Source organism: Tropicimonas sp. IMCC6043 (assembly GCF_004146235.1).
GTDB lineage: Bacteria > Pseudomonadota > Alphaproteobacteria > Rhodobacterales > Rhodobacteraceae > Tropicimonas.
The window spans coordinates 164,511-183,531 of the sequence record NZ_SELO01000003.1 but is presented as its reverse complement, the minus strand read 5'-3'; the positions used below and the strand labels follow the sequence as shown (position 1 = coordinate 183,531).

Genomic DNA, 19,021 nt, shown 5'->3' with positions numbered 1-19,021 from the left:
CTGACGCGTTCGGTCGAGACCGGTCCTCCGGCCGACCGCGGAACGCGCCGTCATCGTGGCGTGCCGCCGCGCGCATCCTCCTGTTCCAGCCGCCGCGCCGGTCCTGTATGGCGAAAGCCATGTCGGTCCTGAAATACGCCAACCTCGCCTTGCTGATTCTCTATCCAGTCGCCTGGTTCGCGCCGCTGATGCGCGCCGGGTTTCTGCCGGTCTTCGGCATGAGCGAGATATCGGTGATCTCCGGCCTTCAGGCGCTCTGGAAGAGCGACGTCTTCCTCGCCCTCGCGGTCACCTTCTTCGCTCTCTTCGCGCCCTATCTGAAAACCGTCGGCCTCGCGCTGGTGCATTTCCGGATCGCCCGCCGCCGGTTACTGGGAGCGCTGCATCTCATGGGCAAGCTCGCCATGGCCGATGTCTTCCTCATCGCGCTCTATATCGTGCTGGCCAAGGGAATCGGCGTCGGATCGGTCGAGACCGCCTGGGGGCTCTACCTCTTCACCGGCTGCATTCTCGCCTCGCTCGCGATCGGCCTGCTGAGCGAGCGCCGCGGCGGCGCCTGACATGGTCATCGCAGGCTGCGTCTGAGCAGGGCCAATACCGGCTCCAGCGCCATAATGCCGTCAGTGACCAAGCGGATCAGTCGGAGTCGGTACGACCGTGCAGGTCTGGCCCTGCCGCGATTGCCGCAGTTTCTCCGCGAATTCGAGCCAAAGTCGCCGGTTTGCCCCGCCATTCCGCAAGACGCGCCGATGCGCGGACACCGGAAGGGACGGCAATGGAGATCATCTGCCTTGTGATTCTGGGCGGAGTTGCGACGATGGCCTTCCGCCGGTCGCTTCTGTCGCAGACCTCCAACTGGATCCTCTATGCCTGCGCGACGGGCCTCGCGATGAACGCGATGCTGCTGGTGTCCCTGCCGGGCCTGAACCTGCCGCCGCACACGGCAGAGCTGCTCTCGGTGCTCGCGCTTTCCGGCTGGTGGGGCCTGCGCCGGGTCTGTGCCTGGCGGCGCGCCGCCGGAGCCATGCGCCACTTCCATCCCTACTGATCCCCGTGGCGCGTCGCGCAGTCTTGCCGGCGCCCGGCGGGTCGGGCAGGTAGGGGCATGGCCAGGACCCAGATCTTCACCTGCACTGCCTGTGGCGCGACCCATCCGCGATGGTCGGGCCGCTGCGACGCCTGCGGCGCATGGAACACGATCGCCGAGGAGGCGCCGCTCTCGGCCGGCCCCGCGAAGAAGACCCTCGGCGCGAAGGGCCGCGCCGTCCCGCTGCTGGACCTCGCCTCGGCCGAAGCGCCGCCCCCGCGCACTCGCTCCGGGCTGGACGAACTCGACCGGGTGCTGGGTGGCGGGCTCGTGCCGTCCTCTGCGGTGCTGGTGGGGGGGGATCCCGGCATCGGCAAGTCGACCCTGCTGCTTCAGGCTGCCGCGCGGTTCGCCGGGGCCGGGCTCTCGACCGTCTATGTCACAGGCGAGGAGGCGAGCGCACAGATCAGGATGCGGGCGCAGCGGCTGGGCCTCGGCGACGCGGCGGTCCGGCTCGCCGCCGAGACCAACCTGCGCGACATTCTCACCACGCTCGATGCCGCGCGTCCGGACCTTGTGATTATCGATTCGATCCAGACGATGTGGGCGGACAATGTCGAGTCCGCGCCGGGCTCGGTGAGCCAGGTGCGCGCTGCCGCCCATGAACTCGTGAGCTTCGCCAAAAGGCGCGGGTCGGCGGTCGTGCTCGTGGGCCACGTCACCAAGGAGGGCCAGATCGCCGGCCCCCGCGTGGTCGAACACATGGTCGACACCGTGCTCTATTTCGAAGGTGAGCGCGGGCACCAGTTCCGCATCCTGCGCGCCGTCAAGAACCGCTTCGGCCCGGCCGACGAGATCGGCGTTTTCGAGATGACCGGGAGCGGCCTCGCCGAGGTCGCCAACCCCTCGGCCCTGTTCCTGTCGGACCGCGAGGCGCGGGCGCCCGGCGCGGCGGTTTTCGCCGGCATCGAGGGCACGCGGCCCGTCCTTGTCGAATTCCAGGCCCTTGTTGCCCCGAGCCCGACGCCGCAGGCCCGCCGCACCGTCGTCGGCTGGGACAGCGGCCGGCTGGCGATGATCCTTGCCGTGCTCGAGGCGCGTTGCGCCATCCCCTTCGCCGGGCTCGACGTCTATCTCAACGTCGCCGGCGGCCTCCGGGTCAGCGAGCCGGCGGCCGATCTCGCCGTCGCCGCCGCGCTCATGTCGGCGCGCGAGGACGCCGCGCTGCCCGCCGACATGGTCGTGTTCGGCGAGATCTCCCTCTCGGGCGCCATCCGTCCCGTGTCGCAGGCAGAAAACAGGTTGAAAGAAGCCAAAAAACTTGGTTTCACGCAGGCGGCGTTGCCGGATCGCTCCACTGGATCGGTTCCTGACGGCGTTGGCTTGTGTCGGGCGACCGATCTGGCAAGCTTCGTGGGAGAAATGTTCGGCGCGGGATAGGCGCCCGAAGAACGGCAATGTCCGGAGGCAGGAAGGCAGGCACATGGAAGGCTTCACCATCGTCGACGCAGGCGTCGCGGTCATTATTCTGTTCTCGGCGATCCTCGCCTATTCGCGCGGCTTCGTTCGCGAGGCGCTGGCCATCGCCGGCTGGGTCGCGGCGGCGGTCCTTGCCTATCTCTTCGCGCCCAAGGCCGAGCCGCTGGTGCGCGAGATCCCGGTGCTGCGGGATTTCCTCGACAACTGCACCGCCTCGACCATTGCCGCCTTCGCCGGCGTCTTCGCCCTGGCGCTGATCGTCTTCGCGCTGTTCACACCGGTCTTCTCCTCGGTGGTCCAGCGCTCGGCGCTCAACGCGATCGACCAGGGGCTCGGCTTCCTCTTCGGCGTGCTGCGCGGCATGCTTCTCGTCGTCATCGCGCTGGTGATCTACGAATTCGCCATGGGAACCGAGGGAATCGCGGCGGTCGACGAGAGCCGTTCGGCGCAGGTCTTCGCCTCGATGAAGGAACGAATGAGCGGCGAGATCGCCGACCAGGAGACGGCGCTGGCCTGGCTCACCGACAAGTTCGAAACGCTGATCGACCAGTCCTGCACCGACACCAGCGGCTCCTGACGAGGCGAATCCGGGGCAGGGGGTCAGCGGACTCCGGCGGGTTCGTGACAAAGGGATGACACCCGGCGGAGAAAGCCGTAAACAGGCCCCGCCTCCCTACAGTCCGGATTCGGAGCCATAGCCTTATGCCTGCCGCGCTCGAAACCTCGAAGCCGTTCCTCGCCAATCCTTTCGACGACGATAAGCTCCGGGAAGAATGCGGCGTTTTCGGAGTCGTCGGCGTCGCCGACGCCGCCAACTTCGTGGCTCTCGGGTTGCACGCCTTGCAGCATCGCGGCCAGGAGGCCGGCGGAATCGTCACCCATAACGCCGGCACGGGTTTCCATTCCGCCCGCCGATTCGGCTATGTGCGCGACAATTTCACTTCGCCGACGCTGATGGACACCCTTCCGGGCGAGCTTGCCATCGGCCATGTCCGCTATTCGACCGCCGGTTCCAAGGGGCGGACCGAGATCCGCGACGTTCAGCCTTTCTTCGGCGAGTTTTCCATGGGCGGCGCGGCGATTGCACATAACGGCAACATCACCAATGCCGACGCGCTGCGCCGCGAGTTGATCGACCGTGGCTCGATCTTCCAGTCCGGCTCGGACAGCGAATGCATCATCCACCTGATGGCTCGCTCGCTCCAGCGCGACATCCCCGAGCGGATGAAGGACGCGCTGCGTCGCGTCGAGGGCGCCTTCTCGGTCGTCGCCATGACCCGGACCAAGCTCATCGGCGTGCGCGACCCGCTGGGCGTGCGCCCGCTGATGCTGGGCCGGATCGGCGATGGCTGGGTGCTCTCCTCCGAGACCTGCGCGCTCGACATCATCGGCGCCGAGTTCGTGCGCGAGATCGAGCCTGGCGAAATGGTGGTGATCACCGGCGAGACGGGCGTCAAGAGCCTGCGGCCCTTCGAGGCGCAGTCGCCGAGATTCTGCATCTTCGAGCATGTCTATTTCTCGCGCCCCGATTCGATCCTCGGCGGCCGCTCGGTCTACGAGACGCGCCGACAGATCGGCGTCGAGCTCGCGCGGGAGAACCCGGTCGAGGCCGATCTGGTCTGTCCGGTGCCCGACAGCGGCACGCCGGCAGCGATCGGCTTCAGCCAGGAGAGCGGTATCCCCTATGCGATGGGGATCATCCGCAACCAGTATATGGGCCGGACCTTCATCGAGCCCACCGATCAGATCCGCAACATGGGCGTGCGGCTGAAGCTCAACGTCAACCGCGCGCTGATCGCGGGGAAGCGGGTCATCCTCGTCGACGATTCCGTGGTCCGCGGCACCACCAGCCGCAAGATCAAGGAGATGATCCTCGACGCCGGCGCGGCGGAGGTGCATTTCCGCATCGCGAGCCCGCCGACCGCCTGGCCCTGCTTCTATGGCGTCGACACGCCACAGCGGGAAAAGCTCCTTGCCGCGACCATGTCGGAGGAGGAGATGCGCGAGCATCTGGAAGTCGACAGCCTGAAGTTCATCTCGCTTGACGGGCTTTACCGCGCGGTCGGCGAGGCGGGCGGGCGCGATGCAGGCTGTCCGCAATATTGCGACGCCTGTTTCTCCGGCGAATACCCGGTCGCGCCGTCCGACATGGTGGAGCGTGGCTTCAAACTGAAGACGGCGGCGGAATAGGCGCAGCCTGACCACGGGCCCGGGTGTCTCCCCGTTTCGGGCAACCTCCAGCGCACTCTTCCCGGCCTTGGCCGTCCTTTCCGCTAGGTTCCGGCATCTGTACGCAACCTGTTGTAAAGATGCGACCCTTCCCCGATTTCCGGCTCTTGGAATCGCGTGAGAGGGAACCTGCCGAGCGATTGGCGGGAACCCGCCGCAGCAACGGCCCCGGCATGACCGGGCGATCGGAACGGGAATGGGGTCGGCACGTTCTCCCCGTGAAGCCCGGAGCGGACCGGCATCTCGCTGTTTCCTCACAGCCGGGCTCGAACGAAGAAGGAGAAAGAAATGAAAGTCGTTTTTGCTTCCATGACCGCTGCCATTGCGCTTTCGACTGCCGCTGTTGCTCAGCAACCCACTTCGGCCATTGCGACGACCGACCTGAACCTGCGCGCCAATCCGGGCGCCAACACCGAGGTTCTTGCGGTGATTCCAGCCGAAGGCGAGGTTGCCGTGAGCGGCTGCCTGGACGTCGCGAACTGGTGCGAGGTCACCTTCGACGGCAACACCGGCTGGGCCTATGGCGACTACCTTTCGGTGCAGGACGGCGACACACTGCATGTCATCTCGAACGCTCCCGAGACCATCCAGGTTCCGGTGATCAAGGTTGAGGAGCGGAGTGGCGACGCGGCCTTCACGCTCGGCACGGTGGGCCTCATTGCCGGTGCGGCGATCGGCGGCCCGGTGGGCGCGCTTGCCGGCGGTACTGTCGGCGCCGGCATCGGCGAGATGACGCAGCCGAATGTTGAGGTCGAAACTTATATCGCCGAACACCCGGCGGCGCCGGTCTATGTGGAAGGCGAGGTCGTCCAGGGTGCTACCCTGCCGGAACAGGTGGAACTGATGCCGATCCCCGACAGCGAGTTTGTCTACGCCAATGTCAACAACGTGCCTGTCGTCGTCGAACCAGGCGAGCGGAAAGTCATCTATATCGTTCGCTGATCCGGATACCCGGCAAATGACCTGACCCACCTGCGTCGCCCTCGGGACTCCCGGGGGCGGTGCTCTTCCCTTTGCGGTTCCTTGTGCCGGACCAACCCCGTTCCGGCGGGAAGTCGCCAGTAACCGCGCGGCTTCCGGCCGATCACGCGCCGAGCGCGATCTCGTGACTCCACACTCCCACGCGGCGCTGGTAGCCGGCGTGTCCGCGCCCCGAGGCGGCCGGCCGGAGTGCCGGCGCCGGGGGCGCTTTGATGGTTTTCAGGTTCGATCCGCCCGATCCGCACGCGGCTGCAGCCGCGCGCCGGCGGTCGAACTCGCGCAAGGGGAACACGAATGTCCGAGAACGAAACGGTCGCGAAAGCGGCGACACAGGAGCGGGAGATCCCGCTGGATCGCATGGCCCTCATCGGCACCTTCGGCACCGAGGAGATGCCGCACGCGCTGGTGCGCCAGTCGTCGGGCAGGATCGTCAGGGTCACGCCGGGAGAGCGGCTGGCGGGCCGGCAAGTCCTGTCGATCGGCGTGGGCGAGGTGCTGCTCGGGAAGGGCAACGGGGTGACCAGGCTCGCGATGCCCGCGGGCTGATGCGCGACGGCTTGACCTCGTCCTCGGAGGCGGTGCAGATGCGCCCATGACCAGACTTGCCCTCGTGACAGGCGCCTCCCGCGGCCTCGGTGCGGCCATGGCCGAAGCGCTCGCGCCCGAATACCACATCCTTGCCGTTGCCCGCACCGTGGGCGCGCTCGAGGAGCTCGACGACCGGATCCAGGCAAAGGACGGCGCGGCAACGCTGGCGCCACTCGATGTCACCGACGACGGCGCGATGCAGCATCTCTGCCGCTCGGTCCACGAACGCTGGGGCGGTCTCGACCTCTGGCTGCACACGGCGATCCATGCCGCGCCGCTCACGCCCGCGCAGATGATCGATCAGAAAGACTGGGAGCGCTCGGTCGCGGTCAATGTCGATGCCACGCGCAGGCTCATCGTCTACGTTGCGCCGCTGCTCGCGGCACGCGAGGGCGCCCGCGCGGTCTTTCTCGAGGATGATCGCGCCGGACAGCCCTTCTTCGGCAGCTACGGCGCGACCAAGGCGGCGCAGATGGCGCTGGTGCGATCCTGGGCGGCCGAGTCCCGCCGTCACGGCCCCGAGGTGCGCCTGCTGCAACCGCAACCGGTCCACACCGCGCTGCGCGCACGGTTCTTTCCGGGCGAGGAGCGCGAGCGCCTTGTCAGCACGCGCGCCGAAGGTGCCCGCCTCGCGGCGCTGATCTGACACGCGGGAGCGGGGCACGGTCCCCGACAGGGCGACCGGGACAGGTCTGTTCCGGACTGTCGATGCCCGACTCTGCGAGGCGTCTCCTGCTGTGCCGGACCGGCTCCCCACCGCAACACTCCCGCGCTGTCGCAACCGGCATCTGGCCGATGTTCCCTTTTCGTGCTAGCGAGGGGCAAGAAGAAGAACAGCTGAGGCAGGGGTGCAGCCACCATGCGCGTCATTGGAATCGACCCGGGGCTGAGAAATCTCGGCTGGGGGGTGATCGAGAGCCACGGCTCGCGCCTAACCCACATCGCCAACGGGTTGTGCACCTCCACCGGAACCGACCTCGGCGCACGGCTTCTGTCGCTGCACGACCAGCTTACAGAGGTCATTCACCGCTACGCTCCGGAAGCGGCCGCGGTCGAACAGACCTTCGTCAACCGCGACGGTGCCGGCACGCTCAAGCTCGGCCAGGCCCGCGGCATCGCCATGCTGGTCCCGGCCCAGGCGGGGCTGGCGATCGGCGAATACGCCCCCAACGCGGTCAAGAAGGCGATTGTCGGCGTCGGCCATGCCGAGAAACACCAAATCGCGCACATGATCGGCGTCCATTTCCCGGGCGTGAAGCTCGCCGGCCCCGATGCCGCCGACGCACTCGCCATCGCCATCACCCATGCCCACCACCTGCAATCGGGCAGCCGCCTCTCGGCCGCCATCGCGAGGGCGTCATGATCGGCCGGCTCGCGGGCCGGATCGACTACCGGGGGGCCGATCACGTCCTGCTCGACGTGGGCGGCGTCGGCTATATCGTCTTCGTGTCCGGCCGGACGCTGATGGAGCTTCCCGCGACCGGCGAATTCGCAGCGCTCTACACCGACCTCGTGGTCCGCGAGGACCTGCTCCAGCTCTACGGCTTCCCGACCCATCAGGAAAAGGAATGGCATCGCCTTCTGACCTCGGTTCAGGGCATCGGCGCCAAGGCGTCGATGGCGATCCTCGGGGCGCTCGGCCCGGACGGCACCGCCCGCGCCATAGCGCTCGGGGACTGGTCGGCGATCCGCTCCGCGCCGGGTGTCGGCCCGAAACTCGCCCAACGCGTGGTCAACGAACTCAAGGACAAGGCCCCCGGGATCATGGCCATGAGCGGCAGCCTGGCCGAGGTGATCGAGCCGGTCGAAACCGCCGCGAAACCACCCGCCGCCGGTGCGAAACCGACTTCTGCCGCCCCGTCACGGGCTGCCGCGCAGGCCGACGCGCTGTCTGCCCTTGCCAATCTCGGCTACCAGCCGGGCGAGGCCGCCTCGGCTGTCGCCCAGGCGATCGGCGCGGAGCCCGACGCCGACACCGCCGCGCTTATCCGCGCCGCCCTGAAACTGCTGGCGCCAAAGGGGTAGCGCGATGTTTCTCCTGCTCGGAAATATCCTTGAGGGGCGCGCCGAAAGGCGCGGGGGGCAGACAGCCCCCCTCCAAGACCGTGGCCTGCCCACCGCCGGAGCGCTGTGATGACCGATCCCGACCCGCTCCTGCGCCCAGAGCCCCAACCGGGCGAGACAACCGGGGAAGACCGCGCCCTGCGACCGCAGGCGCTCGAGGATTTCATCGGCCAGGCAGAGGCCCGCGCCAACCTCGCCGTCTTCGTCGAGAGCGCCCGCCGCCGCGGCGAGGCGATGGACCACACGCTGTTCCACGGCCCGCCGGGCCTCGGCAAGACGACACTCGCGAACATCATCGCCCGCGAGCTTGGCGTCAATTTCCGCATGACGTCGGGCCCGGTGCTCGCGCGGCCGGGCGATCTCGCGGCGATCCTGACCAATCTCGAGGCCCGCGATGTGCTCTTCATCGACGAGATCCACCGCCTCAACCCGGTGGTTGAGGAGGTGCTCTACCCGGCGCTGGAGGATTTCGAGCTCGACCTGGTGATCGGCGAGGGGCCGGCGGCGCGCACGGTCCGGATCGAGTTGCAGCCCTTTACGCTGATTGGCGCAACCACCCGCCTTGGCCTGCTCACGACACCGCTGCGCGACCGTTTCGGCATCCCGACCCGGCTGCAATTCTACACCGTGGCAGAACTGCACGAGATCGTCACCCGTAACGCAAGGCTGCTCGGAATCCCCTCGGAGCCCGAAGGCGCCCGCGAGATCGCCGCCCGCGCCCGGGGCACGCCGCGCATCGCCGGCCGCCTTCTGCGCCGCGTCGTCGATTTCGCGCTGGTCGAGGGCGACGGGCGCCTCACCCGTGCCCTCGCCGACAGCGCGCTCACCCGGCTCGGTGTCGACCATCTCGGTCTCGATGGCGCCGACCGCCGCTACCTGCGCCTCATCGCCGAGAATTACGACGGCGGGCCGGTGGGCGCCGAAACCCTCAGCGCCGCGCTGTCCGAGAGCCGTGACGCGCTCGAAGAGGTGATCGAGCCCTTCTTGTTGCAGCAGGGGCTGATCCAGCGCACCCCGCGCGGTCGCATGCTGGCGCGGAAGGCCTGGTCGCATCTCGGGCTCGAGGCGCCGCGCCCGCCGGAACAGCCGGGGCAGGGGGCACTCTTCGAGTGAATCGCGCCGCTGCAACGCGGCGACGGCGCCGTCTTCCCTTGAGGAACCATACCCCTTAGACCCTTTTCGAGGGACAGGACGGCAGGATCGCGCCGCGCCGTGGCGGGGTCCGGCCGGGACGGCGCCAGGGGCGGAGTGGTCCGAAGCAGGAGGAGCCATGCGCAATCACAATATCTCGCCCGAGACGGCCGGAACGCTCTACGGCCTGCTCCGGGAACGCACCCGCCTCTCGCCGCGATCCGTCGCTTACCGGCAATTTGATCGGAAGACCGGAAAATGGGTGAAATTCACATGGCCGGACGTGCTCGCGCGGACCGACCGGTTTGCAGCCGCCTTCCACGCCGCCGGCCTGCGCCCCGGCGACCGGGTGGGCATCCTGCTGCAGAACTGCGTCGACTGGGTCTGCTATGACATGGCCGCGGCGCGCTGCGGCCTGACGGTCGTGCCGCTCTACACCAATGACGCGATCTCGAACGGCGCCTTCATGCTCGCCGATGCGCGCCCCCGCGTCGTCTTCATCGACACGGACCGGCGCTGGCGGGACCTCGAAGGCGCGCTCTCGGAGCATGATTTTATCGAGGAGGTCTGGCTCCAGGAGGTCACTGCCGATTTCGTCATTGGGGTTGACCCGACGGTGAAGCATCTGGGCGACGCGCTACCCGCCGAGCCGGGAGAGCTCCCGGACCCCGCCGACGACCCGGACGCACCGGCAACGCTCATCTACACCTCAGGCACCACCGGCACGCCCAAGGGGGTGATGCTCTCGCATCGCGCGGTGCTCGAGAACGCCGCCGCCACAGCTTCTGTCGTGACGCCGCTCGAGAACGACATCTTCCTGTCGATCCTGCCCATGGCGCATGCCTTCGAGCGCACGCTCGGCTATGCGCTCGCCGTCATGTCGGGCGCCTGCAACGCCTATCCGCAGTCGCTTCTCAGGCTCAGGCAGGACATGACGACGGTGCGGCCCACCGTCATCATGGGCGTGCCGCGCTTCTACGAGACGATACACAGTTCCGCCCGCCGCGCCGCCGCCACCAGCACGCTCAAGGCGCGGCTCTTCGACATGACCGGCCGCATCGGCTACGCCCGCCATGCCGCGCGCGGCGGTCTCGGGCCGGGGCCAAGCCTCGGCGAGCGGCTGATCTGGCCGGTGCTCGACCGGCTGGTGGGACGGAAGGTCCGCGCCGCCTTTGGCGGGCGAATGCGGGTTGCGGTCTCCGGCGGGGCCAACATGCCCGACGAGATTGGCCGCTCGCTCATCGGCCTCGGCCTGCCGATGGTGGAGGGCTACGGGCTCAGCGAGGCAGGGCCGGTGGCCACGGCCTCGCTGCAGGAGGCCTATCTGCCCGGCACTGTCGGCTTTCCGCTTCCCGGCGTCGAGGTGAAGCTTTCCGAACGAGGCGAACTGCTCCTGAAGACACCTGCGAGGATGATCGGTTACTGGCAGCGCGAGGACGCCACCGCCGAGTCCTTCGACCGCGAGGGCTGGCTTCACACCGGGGATCTCGCCGAGATCCGCGACGGGCGAATCCGCATCGCCGGGCGGCTCAAGCATATCCTGGTGATGTCGAACGGCGAGAACGTCAACCCGCGCCCGATCGAGCTCGGCATCGAGAGCGACCCGTTGATCGAACAGGTCTGCGTGGTCGGTGACGGCCGGCCCTTCCTCGCGGCGCTGGTGGTGCTGAACCGCGACCACTGGACCGAGATGGCGACATCTCAGGGTCTCGACGAGAACGACCCCAACGCGCCCGCCGCGGGGCGGCACATTCTCGAGCGGATTCGCGCGGCCTCGGGAGACATTCCGGCCTGGCAGCAGATCAAGGGGTATTTCGCGACGCTCGACGAATGGACCGTGGAGCGGCGGCTGATCACGCCGACCCTGAAACTTCGCCGGGAACGGGTGATCGAGGAATACAAGGACGAGATCCGGAAGATCTACGCCAAGGGATGAACGGGCCGTCGGTGCGGCGCAGTATTGCCGTGCATCGATGAGCGACGCACCCACGGCTTCCGGCTTCCGATGCCTGGAGGGCTTCTTCCCCTCCCGAAAACCCGCTAGGCTCGGTCCGACACCCCGGACCCGACATGCCCGAACCGACGGCCAGACCGCCCTTCCTCAGCCCCGACAGCCTGCGCTGGATCGCACTGATCCTGGTGACCGCGCTGATCACGCTGCTGTTCTTCGGGATGGTCCGCGGTTTCCTGATCTCGCTGGTTCTGGCCGCGATCACCGCAGAGCTTTCGCGCCCGCTCTATCGCCGTATCCAAAGCGTGGTCGGCGGCCGGCGAAACCTCTCCGCCACGATCACACTGGTGCTCATCCTCGTTCTGGTCATCCTCCCGGTGATCTTCGTTGCCACCGTTTCGGCGCAGCAGGCCCTTGCCCTCTCGCGGTCCATCGTGACGATCGTCAACACCGTGACGGAGACCGCCATCCACATCGAGCTCCCAGACTGGATTCCCGTCGAAACGGGCCTCGGCGATCTTGGCCCCGAGATCGCGACCAAGATCGGCGACCTCGTGACCGCCACCGCGCGGTTCTTCGTGTCCACCCTGAACCAGGTCACCCGGGGCACCGCGCGCTTCTTCCTCGACACCTTCATCTTCCTCTACGCGTTGTTCTTTTTCCTTCAGATGCAGATGCCGGTGATGCAGCAGATCCTGCATTTCACCGCGCTGGCCCCAACCACCCAGCACAAGATCGCCGAGCGGGCCGTCTCGGTCAGCCGCGCGACGATCAAGGGCACGCTTGTCATCGGCGTGGTGCAGGGTGTGCTCGGGGGGATCGGGTTCTACGTCGCCGGCATCGAGGGGGCGACCTTCTGGGGGGTGGTCATGGCGATCGTCTCGATCGTGCCGGGCATCGGCCCCGGCCTCGTGCTCGCCATCGGCGTGATCTATCTCGCCGCCATCGGCCAGACCGGGCCGGCCATCGGCCTCGGGCTCTGGGCCGGGCTCGTCGTCACCACGATCGATAACATCCTCCGACCGCTCCTTGTCGGTCGCGACACCCAGATGCACGACATCCTGATCCTGGTCTCGACTTTCGGGGGGCTCGGCATGTTCGGCGCGGTCGGCCTCATTCTGGGCCCCGTCGTCGCCGGGCTCTTCGTCACCATCTGGACCACCCTCTCCGAGACGATGCAGCCGCCCGACCCGGCCGATGCCCCGGCGCTGCCGCCGGACTGAGCGCCCGCGTCGAAGAGACGGAACGGTCAACTCCGCCTCCTTGCAATTCCCTTTCGAATCCGCACCCCTTGCCGCAAGGAAAATTCGCCGATCGGCTGCGTTTGGGGCTTTGATCTCCCCGCCGAAACCCATAAGTAAGGCCGGTAGCCGAACGTATCGACCGGCGCATTCGCGCCCGGGTCCGTCGCCAGGGGAGAGAAGGAATGCTGAACAACATCGGCCCCATGGGCCTCTTGCTGATCGCCGTGGTCGTCATCGTGCTCTTTGGCCGGGGCAAGGTGTCCTCGCTGATGGGCGAGGTCGGCAAGGGCATCACCGCCTTCAAGAAGGGCGTGTCCGAGGGCAAGGACGAGATCGAGAAGGAAAAGCTCGAAGCGGCCCGCGACGTGACACCCGAAGAGGAAACCGAGAAGGACAAGGCCTGATCCCGCGCCCCGCGGGGATGGCCATGAGGCGCCGGCGCGATGCTTGACCTGGGATGGACCGAACTTCTTCTGATCGGCATCGTCGCGCTGATCGTGGTGGGCCCCAAGGACCTGCCGGTGATGTTCCGCACGTTGGGCAGATACACCGCCCGGCTCCGTGCGATGGCGCGCGACTTCACCCGCGCGATGGAGGAGGCGGCGGACGAGTCGGGCGTCAAGGATGTCGCGAAGGACCTGCGCAAGGCGACCAGCCCGAAGGCCATGGGGCTCGACAAGCTGAAGTCGGCCACGAATTTCGACGATTTCGATCCGTTCGGCGATGATGACGACGACGCGCCGAAGCCGGCCGCCCCGAAGACGGCCGAGATGACCGAGGAGCGTGCCGAGACCGCACGCAAGATCCAGGCGAGTGCGGCCGCGGCGGCCACGAAACGCCACGAGGCCGATGCGGCCGCGAAGGCCGCGGCGGAGACGCCTGCGCCGGAAACCGATTCGGCCGAGACCCCGGCCGGGCCCCCGAAGGCATGAGCCTGACATGAGCGACCTTCCAGAAGACGACGAGATCGAAGACAGCGCCGCGCCGCTGATCGAGCACCTGGCCGAGTTGCGCACGCGGCTGATCCGTTCGGTGATGGCCTTCGTGGTGGCCATGCTGATCTGTTTCACCGTGGCAGAGCCGATCCTCAACTTCCTCGTCGAGCCGATCGCCGAGATCCTGCGGTCGAGGGGCGAGAACCCGCAGCTCATCTTCACCGCGCCGCAGGAAAAGTTCTTCGTCCTGATCCGGATCTCGATGATCTTCGGACTCGCGCTCGCCTTTCCCTATATCGGCAACCAGATGTGGCGTTTCGTGGCGCCAGGGCTCTACAAATCGGAAAAGAACGCCTTTCTGCCCTTCCTGATCGCCTCGCCCGTGCTGTTCGCCATGGGCGCGGCCTTTGCGCATTTCATCGTCACGCCGCTGGCGATGAATTTCTTCATCGGGTTCTCGGACGCGATCCCGGCGCTGACGGCGATCCTCTCGGGAGAAGCCGTCCCGACGGATGTTCAGGACGCGGAACTCCGGACGGTCTTTCTCGGCTCGGTCCGCGAAAGCCTCGACCTCTCGCTCAAGTTCATCATCGCCTTCGGCCTCTGCTTCCAGCTACCGGTTCTGCTGACGCTGATGGGCAAGGCCGGGCTGGTCTCAGCCGAAGGTCTGCGCGGCGTGCGCAAATACGCCGTCGTCGGCATACTGACGCTGGCTGCGCTGGTCACGCCGCCCGACGTCATCACCCAGGTGATCCTCTTCTCGGTGGTCTATTCGCTCTACGAGGTCTCGATCTTCCTCGTCGCCCGTGTCGAGAAGAAGCGCAACCAGGAGTTGCGCGAGGCCGGGCTGCTCGATGACGAGGAAGGCGAGGACGGGACGGAAACCGCCTGATGGATTTCACCGCCGAGGAACTTGACCGCATCGCCGCCGCGCTCGAGCGCATCGCGCCTGCTCCCGCGGCCGCTCCCGATTTCAAGGCCGCGGAGGCCTTTGTCTGGCACACGGCACCCGACCACCTCGCGCCGGTGGCGCGCGTCAACCGCGTCGCGCTGCCGCTGCTGCTCGGGATCGACCGGGCGCGCGACACGCTGCTCAAGAACACGTTGCAATTTGCCCGCGGGGTGCCCGCGAACAACGCCCTTCTCTGGGGCGCGCGTGGAATGGGAAAGTCGAGCCTTGTCAAGGCAGTCCACGCCGAAGTTCGCGCGCAGGGCGAGGATCTGAAGATCGTCGAGCTGCAACGCGAAGACCTCCCCTCGATCCAGCGGCTGCTGGCGCTTCTGCGTGCCGCGCCCCGGCATCGCTTCCTGCTGTTCTGCGACGACCTCTCCTTCAGCCATGACGATCAGCACTACAAATCGCTCAAGGCGGTGCTTGACGGCGGCATCGAGGGCCGGCCGGACAACGTGTTGTTCTATGCCACCTCAAACCGCCGCCATTTGATGCCGCGCGACATGATCGAGAACGAGCGATCCTCGGCGATCACTCCGTCCGAGGCGGTGGAGGAGAAGGTCTCGCTTTCCGATCGTTTCGGCCTCTGGCTGGGCTTCCACCCCTGCAGCCAGGACGAGTATCTGGCGATGATCCGCGGCTATTGCGACGCCTATGGCGTGACGATCGACGATGCGACGCTGCGCGCCGAGGCAATCGAGTGGCAGGCGACGCGCGGGGCGCGCTCCGGCCGGGTCGCCTGGCAGTATTTCACCGATCTCGCCGGGCGCCGCGGCGTCACTCTCTGAGCCGCGCGTAGGCCGCGCTCCAGGCCGCGTCGATTGCATCGATCCGCGCCGGGTCGAACCTCGTCTCCGCCTCCCAGTAGCGCCCCGAGGCAACCACGTAGCCCGCATCCCGCTCCAGCTGCTCGGCCGCCTCCGTGATCCCCGCCGGCAGATCCGGCGCGCTCACCCGGGCCGTGGCGAGCTCAGGCAGCGTTGCGCGGGGAAAGACCAGCCGGCTTTCGGACGGGGAGAGGTTGACACAGGCGCACCCGGCCTGCGCCGCCTTGAGCGCGAGCCGTGCCGCCTTGGCCTCGAGCGAGCGCAGCGATAGGTCGGGACGCAGCGGGTCGGCCGTGCCGGTGCCATAGAAATGCGTCGGTCCGGAGGAAGGATAGACCATGTCACAGCCGACAAAGGCGATCACGCGCGGCTGTAACCGGTGCAGCGCCCAATATCCCGCAGTGAAGGCCATCGTGCCACCTGCATAAAGAACGCCGCCGAAGGCATTGTTCGCAGGCACATATTCCTCGTAGGTGACCACACGCTGGCCGGGCCTGCAGCCGGCCGGGCCGCGCTCGGGCGGGAAATCCTCTGGGTGGATGTGATGCGTCCAGTCCGGGCGCACTGCCCAGGCGTTGTTGATCGCCACCACGGCATCGAAGGGAGGATCGAGCCAGTCGCGCGCCGCCACGGCGCCCGGCCCGCTGCCAATCACGAGCACCGTGCCACCCGGCGTTTCGCTCTCGGAGGTCTCCGCCATGCGCGTGCCCACTTCTCAGCCTCGGGACAGAACTGGACCGATCCGCGCGCGGAGACGGCTGGCCCGTCGCGTCGATTCGGTGGCGAGCGCGGTCAGTTCAGATATTCCGCCGGATCGACCGCCTCGACCCCGTCCCGAACCTCGAAATGCAGGTAGGGCGCGTCGCTGCTGCGCACGTTGGCGATCGACTCGCCGCGCTGCACGCTCTGACCCTTCTTGACCTTGAGGTTGTCGACATTGGCATAGACCGTCAGAAGCCCGTCGGCATGGCGCAGCACCAGGATCGGCACCTGGTCGGTGTCCTCGGTGATCGCGGCCACCGTGCCCGAGGCCGCGGCCTTCACTGGCGCGCCGGCACTTGCGGAAATGTCGATGCCGTCATTCTTGCCCTTCTGGAAGTCGCGGACCACGGAGCCGCTGACCGGATAGGACATGCGGGCGTTGCTGGCCGAGGCCGCGGTCGCCTGTTGGCCCAGATCGGGCGATTCCGGCCGGCCGGGCGCGTCGTCCGCGCTGGCTGTCGCGACTGGGACGGTCTCCTCGTCGGGCAGCGGCGTCACCGAGCTCGGCGGCAGCGGCGTCGGGCTGCCCGCGCCGGGCTCGGTCGTGCTGGTTGCGCTCTCCTGCGTCGGCGCGGGTTGGAGCACAACCGGGATCAGCAGATATTGCCCCGTCCGCACGGTCAGATCCGGGCCGAGCCCGTTCCACTCGCCGATCGACTTCGCCGACACGCCATAGAGCCGAGCGATGGAATAGGCGGTCTCGCCGGCCTCGACCTTGTGGCGCACGGGCTCCTCGCCGGTCTGGACGCCAGCCGCGGTCACCGTCGCGCCGCCCGGCGCGGCGCGGTTGATCGCATTGCCGGCGAGCGTCTGGATGTCGACGCCGCCCGCAGACTGGAACCCGCCGGGCCCAGTCATCGCGACACGCCCCGGCAGCGCCAGGATCTCGCCGGCGTTGAGCTGGGCGTCGACCGGCACGCCGTTGTAGCGGGCAAGCTGGGTGGCATCGAGGCCGAGCCGCGCGGCAATGCTCGCCGGCGTTTCGCCGCGGCCCGCCACGACGACCTGGTAGTTCGGGTAGGAGATCACGCCGCGACCGTCCGGCTGCGGCCGCGGCGCCACCGTCGCCTGCACCGCCGCCGATGTGTCGAAGCCGCGGCCGAGGTCTCGCATGTCAATGTCCATGCCGGCGGTGTTGCACCCGACCAGAAGGGACAGCGCGGCGCATGTGGTCAGGATGGGACGCATCTGCTCTTGCTCCTCGTAACGCGGCCCTCTTCGCGGGGCCCCCCGGAAAATACCACGGGTGGCGCGACTGGCCACCCGCCCTTGATCACTCGCGCCCGAGACCTTCGAGAAGCGGCACGAAACGAACCTTCAGAAGTTCGTCATAGTCGTACCCCGTCTCGGTGCGCCTGACCTTGATCAGGCTCTGCACGGCGTCGGACTGGCCCACGGGCAATACCATGATACCGCCGATCCGCAACTGTTCCAAGAGCGGGCGCGGCGGGTCCTCGCCGGCGGCGGTGACGATGATGCGGTCGAAGGGGGCCTGCTCGGGCAAGCCGTGGCTGCCATCGGCGCAGAAGGTGATGATATTTGTCAGCCCCAGCTCGTCGAACAGCGCCTGCGCCTGGGAGACGAGCCGCTTGAACCGGTCGACCGTGTAGACCCGGCGGGCGAGGTGGGCGAGGATCGCCGCCTGGTACCCCGAGCCGGTACCGAGTTCGAGCACCTTGTCCCGCGGTCCCACCTCGAGCGCCTGGGTCATGATGCCGACCACGGAGGGTTGCGAGATGGTCTGGCCGCAGATGATCGGAAGTGGCGTGTCGTCATAGGCGCGGTCGGCAAAGAGCCCCTGGACGAAGCGGCCACGGTCAACGCTTTCCATCGCCGTCAGCACAGCCTTGTCCGTCACCCCCTTGGAGCGGAGCGCGAAGAGAAGCCGCATCTTCTGCTCGGCGTCCCAGCTCATGCGAGCGCGGCCCGAAGCGCCTCCAGGCGGTCATGTGCGGTGAGATCGGCGCGCATCGGCGTGATCGAGATGTACCCGTCGATATTGGCCTGGACGTCGGTGCCGGGGCCGGTCGCGACGTCCTGTGCGCCACCCTGAACCCAGAGGAAGCGCCGGCCGTTGGGCGCCCGCGTTGGCAGGACGGAGAAGCGGGTGCCGTCCCGGAAGCCCTGCGGGCAGATCGCGCGGCCCCGGACATCTGCCGCCGGCAGCGGCGGGAAGTTGACCGAGTAGAAAATCCGGTAGCCGCCATTCGCGGACCAGTCGCCCTTGTCGAGAAGGTCGCGCACCACGCCGGCGCCGTGGACGGTCGCGGCCTCGTATTCGTCCTCGCGCCCGGCATTGCCGGGGCCGTAGAACTGGGAGAGCGCGATCGCGCGGATACCCTGAAGCGCTGCCTCCATCGCGCCGCCGATCGTGCCGGAATAGAGCGCGTTTTCGCCGGAATTGTTGCCGCGGTTGACGCCCGAGAGAATGAGGTCGGGCGGATTGTCCTTCAGAACGTCATGGATTCCGGCGAGGACGCAGTCGGCCGGGCTGCCCTCGGCGGCAAAGCGGCGCTCGCCCATCTTCGCGATCATCGTCGGGTGGGTGTAACTGATGCAATGTCCGACGCCGGATTGCTCGAAGGCCGGTGCCACGGTCCACACCTCGCCATCGGGGCCGGCGACCTCGCGGGCTATGCCGTACAGTACCTCGAGCCCCGCGGCATTGATGCCGTCGTCATTGGTGAGGAGAATTCGCATGCGGGCCCCTTTCGTTCTGACCCTGCTTTAGAGCGGGGGCGGCGGAGGAGCAAGCGGCGGGCGGCGTGAATCGCACCTGCCGGGTCGGGCGATGCCGGGCGGGCAGGGATCGCCCCGGCGAGTCCCTGCAACGTCCGGCCCGGGGCAGGAC

The 19,021-nt window shown here is 67.7% G+C and carries 21 protein-coding genes; 17 read left to right on the top strand and 4 right to left on the bottom strand.

Annotated features, from left to right (window positions below; translation table 11 throughout):
- Positions 1–119: 119 nt before the first annotated feature.
- From EU800_RS05175 to EU800_RS05095, 17 genes are all read left to right on the top strand, one after another.
- A complete protein-coding gene (locus EU800_RS05175) occupies positions 120–560 on the top strand; it encodes a paraquat-inducible protein A (RefSeq protein WP_129629251.1) in 441 nt (146 codons plus the stop codon).
- Positions 561–775: 215 nt separating this feature from the next.
- Positions 776–1,048, top strand: a complete 273-nt coding sequence (locus EU800_RS05170) for a hypothetical protein (RefSeq protein WP_129629249.1) — start codon at positions 776–778, stop codon at positions 1,046–1,048.
- A gap of 57 nt (positions 1,049–1,105) precedes the next feature.
- Positions 1,106–2,467: a DNA repair protein RadA gene (radA, locus tag EU800_RS05165; protein WP_129629247.1), complete on the top strand. Its 1,362-nt coding sequence runs from the start codon at positions 1,106–1,108 to the stop codon at positions 2,465–2,467.
- Positions 2,468–2,510: 43 nt separating this feature from the next.
- A complete protein-coding gene (locus EU800_RS05160) occupies positions 2,511–3,083 on the top strand; it encodes a CvpA family protein (RefSeq protein WP_129629245.1) in 573 nt (190 codons plus the stop codon).
- A 125-nt stretch (positions 3,084–3,208) separates the two neighbouring features.
- Positions 3,209–4,696: an amidophosphoribosyltransferase gene (purF, locus tag EU800_RS05155; protein WP_129629243.1), complete on the top strand. Its 1,488-nt coding sequence runs from the start codon at positions 3,209–3,211 to the stop codon at positions 4,694–4,696.
- Positions 4,697–5,023: 327 nt separating this feature from the next.
- Positions 5,024–5,677, top strand: coding sequence for a DUF1236 domain-containing protein (locus EU800_RS05150; protein WP_129629240.1), 654 nt, complete (start codon positions 5,024–5,026; stop codon positions 5,675–5,677).
- Between the two features lie 333 nt (positions 5,678–6,010).
- Positions 6,011–6,262, top strand: a complete 252-nt coding sequence (locus tag EU800_RS05145; RefSeq protein ID WP_129629238.1) for a hypothetical protein — start codon at positions 6,011–6,013, stop codon at positions 6,260–6,262.
- A gap of 46 nt (positions 6,263–6,308) precedes the next feature.
- Positions 6,309–6,950 carry an SDR family oxidoreductase gene (locus tag EU800_RS05140; protein ID WP_129629236.1) on the top strand — a complete coding sequence of 214 codons (642 nt, stop codon included), beginning with the start codon at positions 6,309–6,311 and terminating at the stop codon, positions 6,948–6,950.
- Positions 6,951–7,163: 213 nt separating this feature from the next.
- Positions 7,164–7,667 carry a crossover junction endodeoxyribonuclease RuvC gene (gene ruvC / locus EU800_RS05135; protein WP_129629234.1) on the top strand — a complete coding sequence of 168 codons (504 nt, stop codon included), beginning with the start codon at positions 7,164–7,166 and terminating at the stop codon, positions 7,665–7,667.
- Entirely contained in the window at positions 7,664–8,329 is a 666-nt protein-coding gene (gene ruvA, locus EU800_RS05130; protein WP_129629232.1) for a Holliday junction branch migration protein RuvA, read from the top strand. Before ruvC ends, ruvA begins: the two co-directional genes overlap by 4 nt.
- 108 nt (positions 8,330–8,437) lie before the next feature.
- Complete coding sequence (gene ruvB / locus EU800_RS05125; protein ID WP_129629230.1) at positions 8,438–9,481, top strand: Holliday junction branch migration DNA helicase RuvB; 1,044 nt, start codon at positions 8,438–8,440, stop codon at positions 9,479–9,481.
- 157 nt (positions 9,482–9,638) lie between these two features.
- Positions 9,639–11,435: a long-chain fatty acid--CoA ligase gene (locus EU800_RS05120; protein ID WP_129629228.1), complete on the top strand. Its 1,797-nt coding sequence runs from the start codon at positions 9,639–9,641 to the stop codon at positions 11,433–11,435.
- Between the two features lie 134 nt (positions 11,436–11,569).
- Positions 11,570–12,673: an AI-2E family transporter gene (locus tag EU800_RS05115; protein ID WP_129629226.1), complete on the top strand. Its 1,104-nt coding sequence runs from the start codon at positions 11,570–11,572 to the stop codon at positions 12,671–12,673.
- Positions 12,674–12,876: 203 nt separating this feature from the next.
- Positions 12,877–13,098, top strand: coding sequence for a twin-arginine translocase TatA/TatE family subunit (locus EU800_RS05110; RefSeq protein ID WP_129629224.1), 222 nt, complete (start codon positions 12,877–12,879; stop codon positions 13,096–13,098).
- Positions 13,099–13,137: 39 nt separating this feature from the next.
- On the top strand, positions 13,138–13,626 hold the full coding sequence (gene tatB, locus EU800_RS05105; RefSeq protein ID WP_129629222.1) for a Sec-independent protein translocase protein TatB: 489 nt from the start codon (positions 13,138–13,140) through the stop codon (positions 13,624–13,626).
- A 7-nt stretch (positions 13,627–13,633) separates the two neighbouring features.
- Positions 13,634–14,521 carry a twin-arginine translocase subunit TatC gene (gene tatC, locus EU800_RS05100; RefSeq protein ID WP_129629220.1) on the top strand — a complete coding sequence of 296 codons (888 nt, stop codon included), beginning with the start codon at positions 13,634–13,636 and terminating at the stop codon, positions 14,519–14,521.
- The gene (locus tag EU800_RS05095) at positions 14,521–15,369 is read left to right on the top strand and encodes an ATP-binding protein (protein ID WP_129629218.1); all 849 of its coding nucleotides are present in this window, start codon (positions 14,521–14,523) and stop codon (positions 15,367–15,369) included. The genes tatC and EU800_RS05095 overlap by 1 nt, the downstream gene beginning before the upstream one ends.
- On the opposite strand, the gene EU800_RS05090 is transcribed toward EU800_RS05095, so the two are convergent.
- The 4 genes from EU800_RS05090 to surE form a co-directional block, all read right to left on the bottom strand.
- Positions 15,359–16,108, bottom strand: coding sequence for a hypothetical protein (locus tag EU800_RS05090; protein ID WP_129629216.1), 750 nt, complete (start codon positions 16,106–16,108; stop codon positions 15,359–15,361). The two genes, EU800_RS05095 and EU800_RS05090, sit on opposite strands and share 11 nt — an antisense overlap.
- A 92-nt stretch (positions 16,109–16,200) precedes the next feature.
- Positions 16,201–17,358 carry a peptidoglycan DD-metalloendopeptidase family protein gene (locus EU800_RS05085; protein WP_129629214.1) on the bottom strand — a complete coding sequence of 386 codons (1,158 nt, stop codon included), beginning with the start codon at positions 17,356–17,358 and terminating at the stop codon, positions 16,201–16,203.
- 85 nt (positions 17,359–17,443) lie between these two features.
- The gene (locus EU800_RS05080; protein ID WP_129629212.1) at positions 17,444–18,085 is read right to left on the bottom strand and encodes a protein-L-isoaspartate(D-aspartate) O-methyltransferase; all 642 of its coding nucleotides are present in this window, start codon (positions 18,083–18,085) and stop codon (positions 17,444–17,446) included.
- The gene (gene surE / locus EU800_RS05075) at positions 18,082–18,870 is read right to left on the bottom strand and encodes a 5'/3'-nucleotidase SurE (protein WP_129629210.1); all 789 of its coding nucleotides are present in this window, start codon (positions 18,868–18,870) and stop codon (positions 18,082–18,084) included. Before surE ends, EU800_RS05080 begins: the two co-directional genes overlap by 4 nt.
- Positions 18,871–19,021: the final 151 nt, after the last annotated feature.